The 18,070-nt window shown below is 67.5% G+C and carries 17 protein-coding genes and 4 tRNA genes; 10 read left to right on the top strand and 11 right to left on the bottom strand.

Translation table 11 applies throughout. From position 1 onward, the window contains the following. The coding region (locus LQZ85_RS16340; RefSeq protein ID WP_230101218.1) for a deoxyribodipyrimidine photo-lyase at positions 1 to 847 on the top strand (847 nt) is incomplete at its 5' end. Positions 848 to 918: 71 nt separating this feature from the next. Here LQZ85_RS16340 and LQZ85_RS16335 read toward each other — a convergent pair. The 3 genes from LQZ85_RS16335 to LQZ85_RS16325 form a co-directional block, all read right to left on the bottom strand. After that, positions 919 to 990: transfer RNA gene (locus tag LQZ85_RS16335), tRNA-Val, on the bottom strand. A gap of 25 nt (positions 991 to 1,015) precedes the next feature. Beyond that, positions 1,016 to 1,086 (bottom strand) — tRNA-Cys (locus tag LQZ85_RS16330). 53 nt (positions 1,087 to 1,139) lie between these two features. Further along, positions 1,140 to 1,212, bottom strand: a tRNA-Gly gene (locus tag LQZ85_RS16325). Between the two features lie 152 nt (positions 1,213 to 1,364). Between LQZ85_RS16325 and LQZ85_RS16320 the strand changes: the two genes are divergently transcribed. The 3 genes from LQZ85_RS16320 to LQZ85_RS16310 all read left to right on the top strand — a co-directional run bounded on the left by LQZ85_RS16320 (position 1,365) and on the right by LQZ85_RS16310 (position 2,437). Beyond that, positions 1,365 to 1,440: transfer RNA gene (locus LQZ85_RS16320), tRNA-Val, on the top strand. 92 nt (positions 1,441 to 1,532) lie between these two features. Then, positions 1,533 to 1,985 (top strand): hypothetical protein, encoded by a 453-nt coding sequence (locus LQZ85_RS16315; RefSeq protein WP_056278792.1) that lies wholly within the window; start codon positions 1,533 to 1,535, stop codon positions 1,983 to 1,985. Between the two features lie 89 nt (positions 1,986 to 2,074). Continuing rightward, positions 2,075 to 2,437: a GIY-YIG nuclease family protein gene (locus LQZ85_RS16310; protein WP_230101217.1), complete on the top strand. Its 363-nt coding sequence runs from the start codon at positions 2,075 to 2,077 to the stop codon at positions 2,435 to 2,437. Between the two features lie 51 nt (positions 2,438 to 2,488). Here the strand turns inward: LQZ85_RS16310 and LQZ85_RS16305 are convergent, their stop codons facing one another. The 4 genes from LQZ85_RS16305 to zapE all read right to left on the bottom strand — a co-directional run bounded on the left by LQZ85_RS16305 (position 2,489) and on the right by zapE (position 5,968). After that, positions 2,489 to 2,872 (bottom strand): SPW repeat protein, encoded by a 384-nt coding sequence (locus tag LQZ85_RS16305; protein WP_056278793.1) that lies wholly within the window; start codon positions 2,870 to 2,872, stop codon positions 2,489 to 2,491. Between the two features lie 93 nt (positions 2,873 to 2,965). Then, positions 2,966 to 3,544: a type II toxin-antitoxin system PemK/MazF family toxin gene (locus tag LQZ85_RS16300; protein ID WP_082586594.1), complete on the bottom strand. Its 579-nt coding sequence runs from the start codon at positions 3,542 to 3,544 to the stop codon at positions 2,966 to 2,968. Between the two features lie 20 nt (positions 3,545 to 3,564). Then, on the bottom strand, positions 3,565 to 4,803 hold the full coding sequence (locus LQZ85_RS16295) for an ammonium transporter (protein ID WP_053096211.1): 1,239 nt from the start codon (positions 4,801 to 4,803) through the stop codon (positions 3,565 to 3,567). Positions 4,804 to 4,918: 115 nt separating this feature from the next. Next, positions 4,919 to 5,968: a cell division protein ZapE gene (zapE, locus tag LQZ85_RS16290; protein ID WP_053096214.1), complete on the bottom strand. Its 1,050-nt coding sequence runs from the start codon at positions 5,966 to 5,968 to the stop codon at positions 4,919 to 4,921. A 146-nt stretch (positions 5,969 to 6,114) separates the two neighbouring features. Here zapE and LQZ85_RS16285 point away from each other — a divergent pair, with 146 nt between their 5' ends. Both LQZ85_RS16285 and LQZ85_RS16280 read left to right on the top strand, forming a co-directional pair. After that, positions 6,115 to 7,008, top strand: coding sequence for a sulfurtransferase (locus LQZ85_RS16285; protein WP_072591310.1), 894 nt, complete (start codon positions 6,115 to 6,117; stop codon positions 7,006 to 7,008). A gap of 19 nt (positions 7,009 to 7,027) precedes the next feature. Next, on the top strand, positions 7,028 to 7,459 hold the full coding sequence (locus tag LQZ85_RS16280; protein ID WP_072591311.1) for a SufE family protein: 432 nt from the start codon (positions 7,028 to 7,030) through the stop codon (positions 7,457 to 7,459). On the opposite strand, the gene LQZ85_RS16275 is transcribed toward LQZ85_RS16280, so the two are convergent. Continuing rightward, a complete protein-coding gene (locus LQZ85_RS16275) occupies positions 7,443 to 8,597 on the bottom strand; it encodes an alpha/beta fold hydrolase (RefSeq protein ID WP_056278797.1) in 1,155 nt (384 codons plus the stop codon). The genes LQZ85_RS16280 and LQZ85_RS16275 overlap by 17 nt on opposite strands. Before the next feature lie 25 nt (positions 8,598 to 8,622). Between LQZ85_RS16275 and LQZ85_RS16270 the strand changes: the two genes are divergently transcribed. From LQZ85_RS16270 to LQZ85_RS16255, 4 genes are all read left to right on the top strand, one after another. Beyond that, the gene (locus LQZ85_RS16270; RefSeq protein ID WP_230101216.1) at positions 8,623 to 9,204 is read left to right on the top strand and encodes a DUF3000 domain-containing protein; all 582 of its coding nucleotides are present in this window, start codon (positions 8,623 to 8,625) and stop codon (positions 9,202 to 9,204) included. Then, complete coding sequence (locus tag LQZ85_RS16265; protein WP_053096223.1) at positions 9,197 to 10,390, top strand: HRDC domain-containing protein; 1,194 nt, start codon at positions 9,197 to 9,199, stop codon at positions 10,388 to 10,390. The genes LQZ85_RS16270 and LQZ85_RS16265 overlap by 8 nt, the downstream gene beginning before the upstream one ends. 73 nt (positions 10,391 to 10,463) lie before the next feature. Continuing rightward, positions 10,464 to 11,669, top strand: a complete 1,206-nt coding sequence (locus tag LQZ85_RS16260; RefSeq protein ID WP_053096225.1) for a thiolase family protein — start codon at positions 10,464 to 10,466, stop codon at positions 11,667 to 11,669. Positions 11,670 to 11,674: 5 nt separating this feature from the next. After that, entirely contained in the window at positions 11,675 to 13,834 is a 2,160-nt protein-coding gene (locus LQZ85_RS16255) for a 3-hydroxyacyl-CoA dehydrogenase NAD-binding domain-containing protein (protein ID WP_230101215.1), read from the top strand. Between the two features lie 47 nt (positions 13,835 to 13,881). Here the strand turns inward: LQZ85_RS16255 and LQZ85_RS16250 are convergent, their stop codons facing one another. The 3 genes from LQZ85_RS16250 to LQZ85_RS16240 are packed head-to-tail and all read right to left on the bottom strand — an operon-like array spanning position 13,882 to position 18,066. After that, entirely contained in the window at positions 13,882 to 15,534 is a 1,653-nt protein-coding gene (locus LQZ85_RS16250) for a GMC family oxidoreductase (RefSeq protein ID WP_230101214.1), read from the bottom strand. Then, positions 15,531 to 16,442, bottom strand: coding sequence for a YegS/Rv2252/BmrU family lipid kinase (locus tag LQZ85_RS16245; protein ID WP_187249676.1), 912 nt, complete (start codon positions 16,440 to 16,442; stop codon positions 15,531 to 15,533). Before LQZ85_RS16245 ends, LQZ85_RS16250 begins: the two co-directional genes overlap by 4 nt. After that, on the bottom strand, positions 16,435 to 18,066 hold the full coding sequence (locus tag LQZ85_RS16240) for an FAD-binding oxidoreductase (protein ID WP_230101213.1): 1,632 nt from the start codon (positions 18,064 to 18,066) through the stop codon (positions 16,435 to 16,437). Before LQZ85_RS16240 ends, LQZ85_RS16245 begins: the two co-directional genes overlap by 8 nt. Positions 18,067 to 18,070 lie beyond the last annotated feature (4 nt).

Below are 18,070 nucleotides of genomic sequence, written 5' to 3'. Positions count from 1 at the left end.
GCCCCGGAGTGTCGCTGGCGTGCCCCGGCCCCCGGCGTCCGACGATCTCGTCGACTGGAATCTGCTGCCGACCCGCCCCGACTGGGCGGGCGGACTCCGCGACGCCTGGGAGCCCGGTGAGCCGGCGGCCAGAGCTCGGCTGCGTACGTTCCTGCATGACGACATCGGCTCGTACGATCGCGCGCGGGACGAGCCGTCGGCGGGCGCGACGTCACTGCTGTCACCGCGTCTGCGCTGGGGCGAGCTGAGCCCGTTCACCGTGTGGCACGCGGCGGTGGAGGCCGATGGCGCGGCCGGGTTCCTCTCGGAGTTGGGCTGGCGCGAATTCGCCTGGCACACGACGTTCCACGCACCGGACATCGCCACGAAGAACCTCCGCCGTCAGTACGACGCCTTCCCCTGGCCCCGGCTCAAGCCGTCGGAACTCGAGGCGTGGCAGCGCGGCGATACCGGGATCCCGCTCGTCGATGCGGGGATGCGTGAACTGTGGCGCACGGGTTTCATGCACAACAGGGTGCGCATGGTGACGGCCTCGTTCCTCGTGAAGAACCTGCTCATCGACTGGCGGCGCGGCGAGGAGTGGTTCTGGGACACCCTGGTCGACGCCGACGGCGCGAGCAACCCGTTCAACTGGCAGTGGGTGGCAGGATCCGGCGCCGACGCCGCCCCGTACTTCCGCGTCTTCAATCCCGAGCTGCAGGCGAAGAAGTTCGACCCGCACGGCCTGTACATCTCGGAGTGGGCGTCGGATGCCCCGACAGAGCCGATCGTCGATCTCGCGGCCACCCGCAAAGCGGCGCTCGCAGCGTACGAGGTCGTCAAGCGGTCGTCCCCGGTCTCGGGGTGACCGCCGCCGGTGACGGCTGCGTCCCGTCATGGGACAACAAAAAACCCCCGGAGAACCGGGGGTTTTGTCTGTGCGCGATACTGGGATCGAACCAGTGACCTCTTCCGTGTCAGGGAAGCGCGCTACCGCTGCGCCAATCGCGCCCGTTGGGGCTATTCAGTTACTGAGAGGTGGCGACGGGATTCGAACCCGTGTAAACGGCTTTGCAGGCCGGTGCCTAGCCGCTCGGCCACGCCACCGTGTGGATTGACCCCACGTGCCGACGGCCTTCCGAAGAAGGCCCCTGCACTTGAGCGGATGACGAGACTCGAACTCGCGACCCCAACCTTGGCAAGGTTGTGCGCTACCAACTGCGCTACATCCGCGTTGTTCCCGGTTGTTGTCCCGGGCACTTATGAAACATTAGCCGATGATCGGCGACTGTCCAAACCGAAACCGAATCTCGCGCGTGTCTCGCAGGGTGGTCAACTTGGCCTCCGACGGTCGGGTAGTATCGGTTGACGTACCCCGCAGGTATGGGCGATTGGCGCAGTTGGTAGCGCGCTTCCTTCACACGGAAGAGGTCATCGGTTCGAGTCCGGTATCGCCCACCACAGAACCCCGCGCATCTGAGATGCCGCGGGGTTTTCTCATGTCGCGAGGGCGCGGGAGCCAGCGCCGATCTTTCGATTGCTAGCGTTGCGGCATGCCCACCCTGCTCGACGACTTCCTGTCCGGAGATCGCGGACGCGTGATGCACGCGGTGTGGGAGACGATCCGCTCGCGGGATGCCGCGACTCTCGACCCCCTCGTCGCCGCGCTTCCGCAGCTCCGGCGCGAGGCGACGAGGCTCGATCTGGGCGGGATGATCTATTCGAACAACGCCCATCTGGCGCACGCGCTCACCAAACTCGAACAGTATCGCGACAGGGAGTGCTGGTGCGCCGCTTACCCCGGGCTGCTCACGAATGACCCCGAGAAGGAACAGGCGCTCGGCCACGTCAGCATCCTCTCGACGAGTGATCCTGGCTGGTCGATGACCTATGTCACCGAATGCGCCGTGTGCGGGAGGCTGTTCGATGTCGAGCAGGGGGACCATCACTTCATGTGGTGGAGATGGGTGCCGCGCGGGGTGAAGAGAAGCCGCGGAGAGGTCTGACGTCGGTGGCCGGCGGTAGCGTTCCGACCATGCCGCGCACTCCGCTCCCGAGCCCTTGTCCGCTCTGCGGCCATGGAGACGCGGTGCGCGTGACCACCGCGCTGCTGTGCGACTGGTGCGGGTGGCGTTACGGCGACTCCCCCGACCCCGACCTCCCCCGCCCGGTGGTCGAGGTGGTCTACTACATCCGCTACGACCGTCGAGTGAAGATCGGCACGAGTCGCCGGCCGCGTCAACGACTCGCGAGCATCCGCCACGACGAGCTCCTCGCGTTCGAGCCGGGTGGCCGTGCGGTGGAGCAATCGAGACACCGCGAGTTCGCCGACATCCGGGAGGGCGGCGAATGGTTCACCCTCACCCCGTATCTCGCGGCCCACATCGATGGGCTGCGCACGCTGGACGACCCCTGGCAGCTCTACGCGCGCTGGGTGGCGGCGGCATTGCAGAACTGAAGCCCCGCACGGGGCCGACGTTCCGTGCGGGGCTTCAGAGTTCGTACGCCATCAGACGCGAGCGGTGGCCTTGACCTTCGCGGGCTGCGGCTGCGAGAACAGCACGACCACGATCACGGCGACGCCGACGACCACGTGCGGCACCCAGACGTTCGGCGCCTCCGTCGAGAAGCCGAAGATCCACGGCGACAGCGCCAGGAACAGGCTCGCGACGATGTCGAACACGAGGTGGACGGGCATCGGGATGACGCCGAACGGCCCCCATTCGTACTTCGTGAAGAGGCTGTAGACGATGAGCCCGATTCCGAGCACGATCGGGATGATCACGGCGGGGCCGCCCATGCTCGAGAAGCCGAAGAGCCACGGAGCGGCGATCAGCGCCACTCCGACGATGTAGTCGAGAATTCCATGGACCTTGGTGGGGATGAAACGCATGATTCCTCCTGTGGTGTCGTCGCATCCTGCGACTCACAGACTGTTCGCAGCCGTTCGTCGAACGGATTGCGAACGGTCACACGGGTCGGAGCCTCATGCGCTCGCCCAGCCGTATCGTCGAGCCAGAGCCGAAGCGACCTCCCCGTAGCGCGATCGGTCGAGAACCGCGGCCTCACGGCGCAGTCCGCTCTCGTGCACGCTGTACAGCAGCTCGATGTCGACCCAGGACTCCCGTCCCTGCGTGTCCCAGCCGCCGGAGCCGATCGACAGATAGTCGCGGTCGCCGTCGTGCGGCTTGCTCGTCATCCGCACCGCATAGACACGTTCTGCGGATTCGCGCCCGATCACGAGCACCGGCCGATCCTTGCCTCGACCGTCGTTCTCCTCGTAGGGCACCCAGGTCCAGATGATCTCACCCGCGTCAGGGGCGCGGTCCCGGTCGGGCGCGTAGCCGATGCGGAGCTCATCGATCCGGTCGGGGTCGACCCGCCGTGTCTCGGTGCCGCGCGACGCCCCTCTCGACTCCCCTGAGGCGGAAAGAACCTCCTCGGAGGTGCGCAGACGCGAGACCGGGCGTCTCGGACGAGTTTTCGTCCGAGACGCCCGGTCAGATCCCAGTGCTGTGAAGAGGATCTCCGCGAGTCGTGCCAGGATGCCGTTGGTGTTGCTCACACGGTCACCCTAACGGCAGTTCAGGCGTCGGCCAGCGCGTAGCCCTCCTCGCCGTGGACGACCTGGTCGACACCGGCGATCTCGTCTTCGCTCGTGATGCGGAAGCCGATCGTCTTCTCGATCGCGAAGCCGATGATGAAGGCGACGACGAAGGAGTAGATCAGCACACCGAGCGCTGCGATCGCCTGGACGGCGAGCTGACGTGCGTCGCCTCCGACGAACAGACCGGTCTCGGTGGCGAAGAAGCCGAGGTACAGCGTTCCGATGAGGCCACCCACCAGGTGGATGCCGACCACGTCGAGCGAGTCGTCGAAGCCGAGACGGAACTTCATCTCGACCGCCAGGGCGCAGACGATACCGGCGACGGCACCGAGCAGCAGCGACCATCCGGGCGTCAGGTTCGCGCAGGCCGGGGTGATGGCGACGAGACCGGCGACCGCGCCGGACGCTGCACCGACCGAGGTTGCCTTGCCGTCCTTGATGCGCTCGATGAGGATCCAGCCGAGGATCGCGGCCGCCGTGGCGCCGAGGGTGTTCAGGCCGATGAGTCCGACGCCGCCCATGTCCTCTGCGAGCCACTCCGCGCCGGCGTTGAAGCCGAACCAGCCGAACCACAGCAGCGCTGCGCCGAGGAGCGTCAGCGGCACGTTGTGCGGCTTGAGGATGCCCTTCTGGAAGCCGATGCGCTTGCCGAGGACGATCGCGAGGGCGAGAGCCGCGGCGCCGGCGTTGATGTGCACCGCGGTACCACCGGCGTAGTCGATGACGCCGATGCCGCTGTCCTCACCGAACAGCGTGGTGCCGAGGTTCATGATCCAGCCGCCGCCCCAGACCCATGCGGCTACGGGGAAGTATCCGACGGTGGCGAAGACACCGGCGAAGATGAGCCAGCTGCCGAACTTCGCGCGGTCGGCGATGGCGCCCGAGATGAGCGCGACGGTGATGATCGCGAAGGTCGCGCCGTAGGCGACTCCGAGAAGTGCGACGTTCGAGCCCTCACCGGCCGCGAGGCTCGAGAGACCGAAGTCGGCGAAGGGGTTGCCGGCGAATGCCGTCGGGCTGTCGACCGCGCTCATCGAGAATCCGAAGAGGATCCAGAGGACGGCGACGAGACCGATCGAGCCGAAGCTCATCATCATCATGCTGACGACGCTCTTGGCCTTGACGAGACCGCCGTAGAAGAAGGCGACGCCGGGCGTCATGAGCAGTACGAGGGCGGTCGCGGTGATCGCCCAGGAGATGTTGCCTGGAGCATCCATAGTCAAACCTCACATTCGGGAAACTGAGAGCTTCAGTGTGACGAGGCCCGATTTCCGGAATGCGTGAGGTTTGTTGCGGTGGCGTTACAGAGACGCCGCGTGTGTGAACACTGCGTTACGCGACACTGCGATCCGCGTGTGTAAGTGCATTGAGTCTGGAGACAGCGCGCAGGTATTTCTTGCGGTATCCCCCGTTCAGCATCTCTTCTGCGAAGACCTGGTCGAGGCTCACACCGGTGGCGACGATCGGGATCTGCGCGTCGTACACGCGGTCGACGAACGCGACGAAGCGCAGAGCCTCGGACTGATCGGTCAGGATCTGCACATCCCGCAGGCCCACGAGATCCAGCTCGGCGATGATCCGCAGGTACCGCGAGGGGTGCACTCGGGCCAGGTGACGGATGACGTCGGCGAAGGAATCGTCGGATGCGTTTCCGTGCCCCGCCCCCTCGTCGATCGCGCGGGCATAGGAATCGTCGTCGCTCACGACGGCGTGCCCGTCGAGCGCCCGCTGGCGGAAGTCGACGCCGTCGATGCGGATCGTCTGGAAGCTGTCGGACATCGCGTGGATCTCTCGGAGGAAGTCCTGTGCGGCGAAGCGGCCCTCACCCAATGCGTTCGGCGGAGTGTTCGAGGTCGCCGCGAGCTTGGTGCCGGTGGGAACCAGCTCGCCGATGAGCCGAGTCATGACCATGGTGTCGCCCGGGTCATCGAGTTCGAACTCGTCGATGCACAGCAGGTCTGCACCCTTGAGCAGGTCGACGGTGTTCTTGTAACCGAGCGCGCCGACCAGAGCCGTGTACTCGATGAACGAGCCGAAGTACTTCCTGCGCGCGGGCATCGCGTGATAGATCGACGCCAGCAGGTGGGTCTTGCCGACGCCGAATCCGCCGTCGAGATAGACGCCCGGCTTCGTCTCCGGCTCCTTCTTGGCTCGGCTGAAGAATCCGCCCCGCTTGAGCGGAGCACCGCGTCCGGCGAACCGGATGAGCGTCTCCTTGGCGTCCTCCTGCGAGGGGTAGGCCGCATCGGCACGATAGCTCTCGAACGTCGCACCGTCGAACTGCGGCGGCGGCACGAGGCTGGCCAGCATCTCGGGACCGGTGACGGTCGGCTGTCGATCTGTCAGGTGCACGATGCCCGTGCGGCTGGGCGTGTCGGTCATCACGGTCCTGTGTCGGGGGCGCACCTGTGTCGAAGTCTTACGAATCGGGTGCAGGGCGCACGGCGTGGATCTATCGTCGAAGTATCGGCTCCACATTACGCCGTCGTCCCCTGCATCATCGCCGCTCACCGTCTGAGGAGATCCCTGTGGCCATCGAGTTCGACACCACTTCGTCAAAGTTCGCCGAGTACGCCGAGCCCGGCCGTCTCGTGAGCACCGAGTGGCTGGCCGAGCGCCTCGGCACACCGGGCCTGGTCGTCGTCGAATCCGATGAGGACGTGCTGCTGTACGAGACGGGCCACATCCCCGGCGCCGTGAAGGTCGACTGGCACACCGAGCTCAATGATCCCGTCGTGCGCGACTATGTCGACGGCGAGGGCTTCGCGAAGCTGCTCAGCACCAAGGGCATCTCCCGCGACGACACCGTCGTGATCTACGGCGACAAGAACAACTGGTGGGCCGCCTACGCGCTCTGGGTCTTCTCGCTCTTCGGCCACGAGGACGTTCGGCTGCTCGACGGCGGACGCGATCGCTGGATCTCCGAGGGCCGCGAGATCACCCGTGACGCCCCGCAGATCACACCGACGGAGTATCCCGTGGTCGAACGCGACGATTCGGAGATCCGCGCATACAAGGAGGATGTCCTCGCTCACATCGGCAGCCCGCTGATCGATGTGCGCTCTCCCGAGGAGTACAGCGGTGAGCGCACCACCGCACCGGCCTACCCCGAAGAGGGAGCCCTGCGCGCGGGGCACATCCCCACCGCCCAGAGCGTGCCGTGGGCGAAGGCCGTGGCTGAGGACGGCGGCTTCCGGTCGCGGGCCGAACTCGACGCGATCTACCGTGACGGGGCCGGACTCGCCGATGGCGACGAGGTCGTCGCGTACTGCCGCATCGGAGAGCGCTCGAGCCACACGTGGTTCGTTCTCACGCACCTGCTCGGATTCGAGAACGTCCGCAACTACGACGGCTCGTGGACCGAGTGGGGCAGCGCGGTGCGGGTCCCGATCGTGACCGGCGCGGAGCCCGGATCCCTCTGATCGTGGGAGAATGACAGGGATGAGCACCACGCACGTTCCTGACACCCTCGCCGAGATCCGCGACGGATTCCTCGAGACCCCCGAGGCGGATCGACTGCTGCTCCTGCTGGAGTACTCGGACGAGCTGCCGGAGGTCTCCGAAGAGGTCGCGAATCACCCCGAGATGTGCGAGCGCGTCGCGGAGTGCCAGTCACCGGTCTACATCTACGTCGAGGTCGCCGACGGAATCGTGACCATGCACGCCACCGCCCCGCCCGAGGCGCCGACCACGCGCGGATTCGCGAGCATCCTCGTGCAGGGCATCTCCGGCCTCACCCCTGACGAGGTTCTCGCGATCCCCGACGACTATCCGCAGTCGATCGGTCTCACCCGCGCGGTGTCGCCGCTGCGCATCGGCGGCATGACCGGCATGCTGATGCGCGCCAAGAAGCAGGTCATGCAGAAGCGCTGAACCCCTGCGCTGCGAGCCATCCGGTGATGGCATCGCTCCACCCTGCCTGGTCGTAGTTCCAGATCTTGGTGTGCCGGGCGACCGTGAAGCGGGGCATCGTGACCAGGTCGGGTCTGGCCTGCTCGAGTGCGTGCGATGCATCGGCGGGCACGAATCCGTCGTCGTCGCTGTGCAGGATGAGGATGGGCACCGACAGCTCGTCGGCGCGCGACACCATGTCCAGGCTGTCGAACGGGATCGCGTTCTCCGCGCCGCTGAGCCGCGCGGTGAACGGGACGGACAGTGCGCCCATCGCGAGGTCCGGCAGCGGTGCGTGCATGCCGGACTCGCGCGCTTGGAATCGCAGCACGCTGCGCCAGTCGATCACCGGCGACTCGAGGATGAGACCGACGATGCGGTCGCGGTTGCCCGAGTTCAGGGCGGTCTGCATCGCGACCGCTCCGCCCATCGACCATCCCATCAGGATCACTCGATCGGCGCCGTGTCGGAGCGCATACGACACCGCCGCATCGACGTCGCGCCACTCCGAAGCCCCCAGAGCGTACGCACCGCTTCGGCTGCGCGGCGCCTCACCGTCGTTGCGGTACGAGACGACGAGGTTCGGGAAGCCCGCGGCATGCAGCACGGGGACGGCACGAAGGCACTCGGCTCGGGTGACCCCTCGTCCGTGGACCTGGATCACCCACGTCGAGGAGTCGGCCGGGAACAGCCAGGCGGGGCATGGCCCGGCCGGGGAACCGATGAGCACGTTCTGCGAGGGCAGGTGGAGCTCGCCGGGAGTGGAGTAGTACCAACCGCTGAACGCCGCGCTCCTGTCGACGCGGGCGCCCGGTTCGATCTGCGTCAGCAGCTTGCGCCTCACTGTGGTGGCATCAGCGCTCAGCACCGCGCCGAGCTTGACGTAGCCATACGTTCCCGAGGTGAAGAGTCCGTATCGACCCGGGAGCTCGGTGTCCCGCGTCCGGGTGAGCTCGATCGTCTGCGCCCCGGTGTCGACGGCGAGGATCTCGACGTTCGCCGGTCGCTTCGCCGGCATGACGACCCGACGGGCGACGCTGAAGACGAGCAGAGCCAGCGCCGTCCCCAGAGCGAGCAGAGCAGGGACAAGGAGTGCAACGGCGTGCCTGAGACTCTTCATCGCTTCCTGACTCTAGCCTGTTGCCGTGACCGCACACCCCGATGCCGGGACGATCTTCGACGCCGCCGTGGCTGAACTGCGCGACATCGCCTTCCGCTCAGACATCACCATCCGCGAGATAGCGACGCCGCAGGGCCTCGCTCCGCACGCCCTCGCCCTCGCAGCAGACGTCCGCCCGGACGACGGCGGAGAGTCGGCATACGGGACGGGACGTTTGGTTCTGCTGCATGATCCCGACAACCCGGCCGCATGGGACGGCGACTGGCGGATCGTGATCTTCGCCCAGGCGCCGCTCGAGACCGAGATCGGCACCGACCCCCTGCTCGCCGACGTCACGTGGTCCTGGCTCGTCGATGCACTCGACTCGAGAGGCGCCGGCTACCACTCCGCGTCGGGCACGTCGACCAAGACCCTGTCGAAGGGGTTCGGCGGACTCGCCGACGAAGGAGACGGCGCACAGATAGAGTTGAGGGCGTCCTGGACACCCGAGGGCCCCTTCACACCCCATGTCGAGGCCTGGGTCGAACTGGTCGGGATGCTGGCGGGTCTTCCGCCCGGTTCCGAGGGCATCGCCGTTATCGGCGCGCGAAAGGCAGCACGTGACTGAATACTCCGTGATCTCCGACGTCTCGGAGTTCCACGCGGCATGCGCCGCACTGGCCGCAGGAACTGGGCCTGTCGCCGTGGACGTCGAGAGGGCATCCGGATTCCGCTACTCCCAGCGCGCCTATCTCGTGCAGGTGTTCCGCCGCGACGCGGGGGTCTTCCTGTTCGACCCTCCCGCTCTCGGCGACTTCAGCCCTCTGCAGCAGGCCATCGGCGACGCCCTGTGGGTGTTCCACGCCGCCAGCCAGGATCTTCCGTCTCTGCGCGAACTCGATCTGCTCCCCCACACGATCTTCGACACGGAGCTCGCATCGCGACTGCTGGGTCATGACCGAGTCGGACTCGCCGCGGTCGTCGAGAACACGCTCGGCATCACGCTCAAGAAGGAGCACTCCGCGGCGGACTGGTCGACCAGACCCCTTCCCGCTGCATGGCTCGAGTACGCGGCACTCGATGTGCTGCACCTCATCGACGTCTACGAGGCTCTGGAGGCGGAGCTCGAGGAGCAGGGGAAGACCGAGTACGCGGCCGAGGAGTTCGCCGCCACGCTCGCCCGACTGCCGAAGCCTCCTCGCGAAGACCCCTGGCGACGACTCAGCGGACTGCACCAGGTGCGCGGCGCGCGGAACCTCGCGGTCGCTCGCTCGCTGTGGCAGGCTCGCGAGAGCTTCGCCCAGGATCAGGACGTCTCTCCCGGCCGTCTGGTGCCGGATCGGTCGCTCATCGCGGCCGTGCTGGCGAACCCGCAGAGCAAGCAGGCGCTCGCGGGGATCAAGGAGTTCCAGGGCCGAGCGAGCCGCACCCAGCTCGACCGCTGGTGGCAGGCGATGGTCGACGGACGTGCCACGGAGGAGCTTCCCCGGGAGCGGGTTCCCAGCGATACGCTGCCGCCGCCGCGAGCCTGGTCCGATCGCAATCCGGAGGCCGACGCGCGACTCAAAGCCGCCCGCCCGGTCGTCGAGGCCACGGCCGAGGAACTCGGGATGCCGACCGAGAACCTGCTCACCCCCGATCACCTGCGCCGTGTGGCGTGGGATGTACCGGGAACGACGCCCGAGGCCATCGGCGAGGCACTCGCCGCACTGGGTGCCCGCCCGTGGCAGATTGCACAGACTGCACAGAAGATCGCGGACGCCTTTGTAGAGGCGGCGCAAACGCCCGACGAGGCGTCCGCACCGGCTTCGTAGGTTCGATCCAACCGATTCCTCCCCGTTTCCGGCCCTCCATAGACTGAGGCCACCGCACAAACTTGGAGGCAGAGTGGCCGAGATCTCGGACGTCTTCTTCGTCGATGGAGTGCGCACCCCCTTCGGGCGCGCCGGCGAAAAAGGCATGTACTGGAACACCCGCGCTGATGACCTCGCCGTCAAGGCGACCATCGGCCTGATGGAGCGGAACGCAGCCGTTCCGGCCGACCGCATCGACGACGTCGCCATCGCCGCGACCAGCCAGACCGGAGACCAGGGCCTGACCCTCGGGCGCTCCGTGGCGATCCTCGCGGGACTCCCGCAGACGGTGCCCGGACTCGCCGTCGAGCGCATGTGCGCGGGAGCGATGACGAGCGTCACCACGATGGGAGCATCGATCGGGGTCGGCATGTACGACTTCGCGCTCGCTGGCGGGGTCGAGCACATGGGTCACCACCCGATCGGCGGCAACGCCGACCCCAACCCGCGATTCGTCGCGGAGCGCATGGTCGACCCCGGCGCTCTGAACATGGGTGTCACGGCCGAGCGCATCTTCGATCGCTTCCCGCACCTCACCAAGGAGCGCTCCGATCGATTCGGCATGCTCAGCCAGCACAAGGTGCAGGCGGCCTACGACGCGGGCAAGATCCAGCCGGATCTCGTGCCCGTCGCGACCAAGACCGCCGACGGCGCATGGGGCCTGGCGACGGAGGACGAAGGTCGTCGTCCGCAGACCACCATGGAGGACCTCGCGGCCCTCAAGACTCCTTTCCGCCCGCACGGCCGTGTGACCGCCGGAACCTCGTCGCCCCTCACAGACGGCGCCACGATGTCACTGCTCGCCGGAGGCGGCGCGGTCAAGGAGTTCGGTCTCGCGCCGAAGATGCGCATGGTCTCGTTCGCCTTCGCAGGCGTGCAGCCGGAGATCATGGGAATCGGCCCGATTCCGTCGACCGAGAAAGCCCTGAAGAAGGCCGGACTCACGATCGCCGACATCGGCCTGTTCGAGCTCAACGAAGCCTTCGCCATCCAGGTGATCTCGCTGCTCGACCACTTCGGCATCGCCGACGATGACCCCCGCGTCAACCAGTGGGGCGGCGCGATCGCGCTGGGCCACCCGCTCGCGGCATCCGGCGTGCGTCTGATGATCCAGCTCGCGGCGCAGTTCGCCGAGCGACCCGATGTGCGCTACGGCCTGACGGCCATGTGCGTCGGTCTCGGACAGGGCGGCTCGGTCATCTGGGAGAACCCGCACTTCGACGGCAAGAAGAGGAAGTAAGCCTGATGGCCCACTCGATTTCCGAGCAGTACGCGAACGTCGACTTCTCCCCCATCCAGGCGCTCACCGACGGCGAGGTGATCACGCACTCCCCCGTGCGTGACATCCGTCTCGCGTCGGGCAAGGTGCTCGCACTGATCACCCTCGACAACGGACGCGACCACACGCGTCCGAACACTCTGGGGCCGGCGACGCTCACCGCCCTCGGTGAGACGCTGGACGGCCTGGCCGCTCGTGCGTCAGCCGGCGAGATCCAGGCGGTCGGCATCACCGGCAAGCAGTACATCCTGGCCGCCGGCGCCGATCTCTCCGACATCAGCAAGGTCGGGTCGCGGGAAAACGCCCGCCTGATCGCGCAGCTCGGCCACAAGGTGCTCGGAAAGTTCGGGGAGCTCGGCGTTCCGTCGTTCGCCTTCGTGAACGGACTCGCACTCGGAGGCGGACTCGAGATCGCACTCAACTCGACCTACCGCACGGTCGACGCCTCCGCCGCGGCGATCGCGCTCCCCGAGGTCTTCCTCGGCATCATCCCCGGCTGGGGCGGCGCCTACCTGCTGCCCAACCTGATCGGGATCGAGAACGCCCTCGAGGTGGTCATCTCGAACCCGCTCAAGCAGAACCGGATGCTGAAGCCGCAGCAGGCGTTCGACCTCGGCATCGTCGACGCGATCTTCCCCGCCGCGAACTATCTCGAGAACTCGCTCGCGTGGGCGGACGCCGTGCTCGGCGGCAAGAAGGTCGAGCGCAGGAACGAGCCGGGCAAGATCGAGCGACTCACGAAGTGGCCGATCGCCATCAAGATGGCACGCGGCATGCTGGAATCGAAGATCGGCACCGTCCCGAAGTCGCCCTACGCCGCACTCGACCTGCTCGACAAGGCCAAGAGCGGCACCAAGGCGGAGGGCTTCGCCCGTGAGGACGAGGCGCTCGCCGAACTCGTCACGGGCGACCAGTTCGCAGCATCCATGTACGCCTTCGACCTCGTGCAGAAGCGTGCGAAGCGTCCGGTGGGAGCCCCCGACAAGGCACTTGCGAAGAAGGTCACGAAGGTCGGCATCATCGGCGCTGGTCTCATGGCGAGCCAGTTCGCCCTGCTCTTCGTGCGCAAGCTGCAGGTGCCGGTACTCATCACCGACCTCGATCAGGCGCGCGTCGACAAGGGCGTGGCCTACATCCACGAGGAGATCGGCAAGCTCGAGGCCAAGGGCCGCCTGGATGCGGACTCCGCGAACAAGCTGCGCGCGCTCGTGACCGGGACGACGGACAAGAACCTCTATGCGGACTGCGACTTCGTCATCGAGGCCGTGTTCGAGGAGGTCGGCGTCAAGCAGCAGGTGTTCGGCGAGATCGAGAAGATCATCGCCGAGGACGCGATCCTGGCGACCAACACCTCCTCGCTCTCGGTCGAGGAGATCGGCGCGAAGCTCGCTCACCCCGAGCGCCTCGTCGGCTTCCACTTCTTCAACCCGGTGGCAGTGATGCCGCTGATCGAGATCGTCAAGACACCGACGACCTCGGAGGCGGCGCTCTCGACCGCGTTCGTCGTCGCGAAGAATCTCGGCAAGAACGCGGTCCTCACCGCCGACGCGCCGGGCTTCGTCGTGAACCGTCTGCTGGCCAAGGTCATGGGCGAAGCGGCTCGCGCGGTGTACGAGGGCACCCCGATCACGGATGTCGAGAAGGCCTTCGCGCCCCTCGGACTCCCGATGGGTCCCTTCCAGCTGATCGATCTCGTCGGATGGAAGGTCGCCGCCCACGTGCAGGACACGATGGCGCACGCGTTCCCCGATCGCTTCTACGCGAACGAGAACTTCCACGCTCTCGCGGAGCTCGACGGGGTCATCGAGAAGGACAAGGGCGGTCGTGTGACCGGCTGGACGAAGCAGGCCGAGAAGCTGCTGAAGCCCGCTGTCGGCAAGACGCCCGCGTCGGCCGAGACGATCCTGCAACGGGTGCAGGACGGCCTTGCGAGCGAGATCAAGATGATGCTCGACGAGGGCGTCGTACCCGAGGTCGAGGACATCGACCTGTGCCTGATCCTCGGCGCGGGCTGGCCCTTCATCGATGGCGGGGCTTCGCCCTACCTCGACCGCGAGGGCGCCTCGCAGCGCGCGTTCGGCGGAGAGTTCCACACCCCGCAGATCCGCGGCATCGAGCACGGCTGAGCTGAACCTCTGGGGGGGCCGCCGTCCGGCGGCCCCCTTTTCCGTGTCTACGGTGCAGGACGCTCGTCGAGCTCACCGGAACGCGGCCAGAACGACATCGCTCTCTCAGCGAGCGCGGTGATCGTGAGCGACGGATTCACCCCGGGATTCGCGGGAACCGCTGCGCCGTCCATGACGTGCAGCCCCGGGTGACCCCACACCCGGTGGAAGGGGTCGACGACACCGGTCTCGGGCGCCCCAGAGATCACCGCTCCGCCGAGGAAGTGGGCGGTGAGCGGAATCCCGAAGATCTCGGGCCAGGATCCGCGAGGCTCGGCGGCGACCCCGCCGTCCTTCTCGACACGCGCGGCGATCGCCGAAGCCGCGCGATGAGCCTGCGGAAGATGACTGGGGTTCGGTTCGCCGTGCCCCTGCGCGCTCGTCATGACCATCCGCCCGAATCTGCGCCGGAGCGACAGAGTGAGCGAATTGTCCAGGGTCTGCATCACGAGTGCGATGATGCCCCGTTCGCTCCAACGTCGGAGCGAGCCCAGGCGCAACTGACGGATCGGTGCGCGGACGACCTGGCCCAGCACACTCACGAGACGGCCTCCGAGACCTCGGTCGCCCGGCACCATCAGCGATGCGAGGGCCCCCATCAGGTTCGATCCCAGCCCGTACCGCACATTCTCGACGTGAGTGCTCTCGTCGATGTGGAACGAGGTCGTGATCGCGACACCGTGCGCGAGTTCGAGGGACGCCGGAACGGCGACGGCGACGGCACCGTCGAGAGCCTCGGAGTTGGTCCGCGTCAGGCGACCCACCGCATCGGAGACCCGTGGAAGGGCCCCGGACAGCTTCATCCGATGCAGCAGCTGTTGCGTGCCCCAGGTTCCCGCGGCGAGCACCACCTGACGCGCGCTCACGGTGCGACGGTCGCGCCGGAACCACGCTCCGCTGCGCTCCGTCGTCACGGCGAAGCCGCCGTCTGCCAGGGCACGCACCTCGGTGACGGTGCGCAGCGCTTCGATGACGGCGCCTCGCCTCTGGGCCAGAGCCAGGTAGTTCTTCATGAGCGTGTTCTTCGCGCCGACGCGGCATCCGACCATGCAGTTGCCGCAGAGAGTGCATCCGGTGCGGTCCGGCCCCTCCCCACCGAAGAAGGGATCGGGCGTTCGAACTCCCGGCGCGCCGAACCAGACCCCGACCGGCGCGTGTCGGAATGTGCTTCCTACGCCGAGATCTTCGGCCGCTCCTGCCATGATGCGCTCGACGGGTCCGGAGTGCGGGTAGCGCTCGACCACCCCGAGCATCCGCTTCGCCGTCGCATAGTGCGGCGCCAGCTCCTCCTCCCAGTCTGCGAGAGCGCCCCACTGCGGATCCGCGAAGAACGCTCCGCCGGGCTGGTACAGCGTATTGGCATAGTTCAGAGACCCTCCGCCCACGCCCGCCCCGGCGAGGATCATCACGTGCGGCAGGCGATGGATGCGCTGGATGCCGAAACAGCCGAGCCTCGGTGCCCACAGATAGCGGCGCACGTCCCAGCTGGTCTTCGCGAAGTCCTCGTCCTCGAAGCGTCGGCCCGCCTCGTACACGCGGACACGGTAGCCCTTCTCCACGAGCCGCAACGCAGCGACCGATCCGCCGAACCCCGAGCCGATGACGACGACGTCCTCGTCGAAGTCCTGGGCGTGGTGAGGAGAAGCCGACCTGTGGTTCACGGTGTCCCTCCGGCACCCGAGGGGACGAGGACGGTCAGCGCGGAGCGCCGGATTCCGATCGTGCACTCATCTTCGGCGATGCGCTCTCCGTCGGCGTAGACGACGAGTCCAGGCGCGCTCACTGTCACGGTACGAGCCTGGCGCCGCGTCACCTCCGGTCGAGCGAGATGCACTCCGCGCAGCAGGAGCGGGAACAGCCGCAGCAGGCGGAGCCGGGTCAGCGGCGCGACGTGCACGATGTCCAGCATCCCGTCGTCCGCGGCGGCGCCCACGCAGAGAGGCATGCCACCTCCGTAGCTCGGCGTATTGCCCACGGCGACGAGCGTTCCCGGCACGTGAACCGGCTCCGCGCCATCGAGGGAGACGGTGAAATCCATCGGCCGCAGTCGCACGAGCTCCACGACCAGCGCCAGGTAGTAGCGCAGCACGCCGCGCGGCCAGCGCAGACGATTGGTCCGATCGCTCACCTTCGCATCGAAGCCGAGGGCGGCGATCGTCAGGAACAGATCGACACGGCCGGCGGCGCGGACTTCGCCGACATCCATCGTGCGCGGGATACCCGTCAGAGCGAGCTCGGCCGCAGCGACCGCGTCGCGACGCGGCAGGCCCAGGGCTCGAGCGAGGTCGTTGCCCGTGCCCGCAGGCACCAGGACCACCGGAACCCCCGCAGCGCAGACCACGTCGAGGATGCCGGACAGCGTGCCGTCTCCGCCCACCACGACGAGCACCCCCGGGCGCGCGTCGAGCGCCCGAGTCGCCAGGAGCCGACTCGATGCTGCCGACTCTCCCGTGTACGCCCGCACGTCCGCTCCTCGGGATCGCAGGTGCGCCACGGCGACCTCGGTCTCTCGGGCGCCACGACCTTTTCCTGCGAACGGGTTCGACAGCACCGCGATGTGCTCAGCCACGTCCGCGCGCCCGATCCGACGAGATGACCGCTCCCGGGTTGAGGATCCACGTCGGATCGAGCTCCCGCTTGATGGCCGCGAGGATTCGCACCCCCGTGTCTCCGATCTCCTGCTCCAGCCAGGCGGCATGATCACGACCGACCGCATGGTGATGGCTGATGGTACCGCCCGCCGCGAGCAGCGCATCGTTCACGCGTCGCTTGATCTGCGTCCAGGTGTCGAGCGGTTCGGATCGGAGGTTCGCGATCACCGTGAAATACAGCGAGGCTCCGGTGGGATAGACGTGCGAGACGTGGCACATCACGTACGACCGGGCGCCGGCATCCTCGAATCCTGCGCGAAGAGCCGACGTGACCGCCGCTCTGAGGTGCAGCAGGTTCGACCAGGTGGTCGCCGTCTCGAGCGTCTCGCAGAACACTCCTGCGTCCAGCAGCGAGTCGCGCAGATACGGACCGTCGAAGCGCCCGGAGAGCCACCCCTCTGCGGCGCCCTCACCCGACGAGATCCCACCGGCCGCCGCCAGGATCGCCGATGTGCGCCCCCGACGCTCGGCGATGTCGTCTCCCTCATAGACGCTGACGAGGCTCGCGCCCTTCGCGAGGGCCCGCCCGATCCGACCGACCTGGGCGAGGCTGACCGCCGTCTCGGCTTCATCCGACAGACGCAGCACTGTCGGGCCGCCACCGTGCTGCGTCACGCGGCGCAGTCCCTCGACGCCCTGCGTGAAGTCCGCGAAGGTCCAGGCTTCGAAGAGGCGGTCACGCGGTACCGGATGAACGCGCACTCTCACTTCGGTGATGACGCCGAAGATGCCCTCCGACCCCAGGAAGACGCGGACGAGATCGGGCCCGGCTGAAGATCCCGGCGACCGTCCGAGCTCGATGTCGCCGGTCGGCGTCGCGACTCTCAGCCCGGTGACCATGGAGTCGAATCGCCCATGCCCTGCCGAGTTCTGACCTGACGAGCGTGCAGCGGCGAACCCTCCGATCGTGGCGTACCGGAAGCTCTGGGGGTAGTGACCGAGTTCGAACCCCCTGGCCGCGAGCAGAGCCTCAGCATCCGGCCCCGTCGTTCCGGCGGCGAGAATCGCTTCGCCGCTCGCCTCGTCGAAGTGGATGAGGCCCGAGAGCCGGCGCAGATCCAGGCTGACGACAGCGCGGTGCGTGCCGCGTTCGGGATCGAGAGCGCCCACCACGCTCGTCCCACCGCCGAACGGAATCACGGCTATCCTCCGGTCGACGCACGCCCGGAGCACCGCCGCGACCTCATCGTGGGTTCCCGGCAGCACCACCGCGTCAGGGGAAGTCTGCTGAGGTCTACGGCGCCGGAGAAGGTCCGGCGTCGAACGTCCCCCGGCATGGCGGATGCGCGTCTCGCTCGAGATGTCGATGTGCTCCGCGCCGACGACGGCGGCCAGTCCCTCGAGATCGTCCTCCTGGAGCGACGACGGCGCGAGCGCCACCTCGGCGAGTTCCACGGGCGTCGCGGGCCTGTGCACGCGACCGAGCAGCAACGGCAGCATCATCCGGACGGCGCGCGGCAGATCCGACGCCCTGGCGGGATCGCCCCAGCCGTTCCATCGCATCTCCGCCGTCACGGCAACCCTGCCGTTCTCTGAGCCCATGCGT

Source organism: Microbacterium sp. Bi98, assembly GCF_918698045.1.
Taxonomy (GTDB): Bacteria; Actinomycetota; Actinomycetes; order Actinomycetales; family Microbacteriaceae; genus Microbacterium.
The sequence above is the reverse complement of the archived record's forward strand: the minus strand, read 5'-3'. Positions and strand labels throughout refer to the sequence as shown.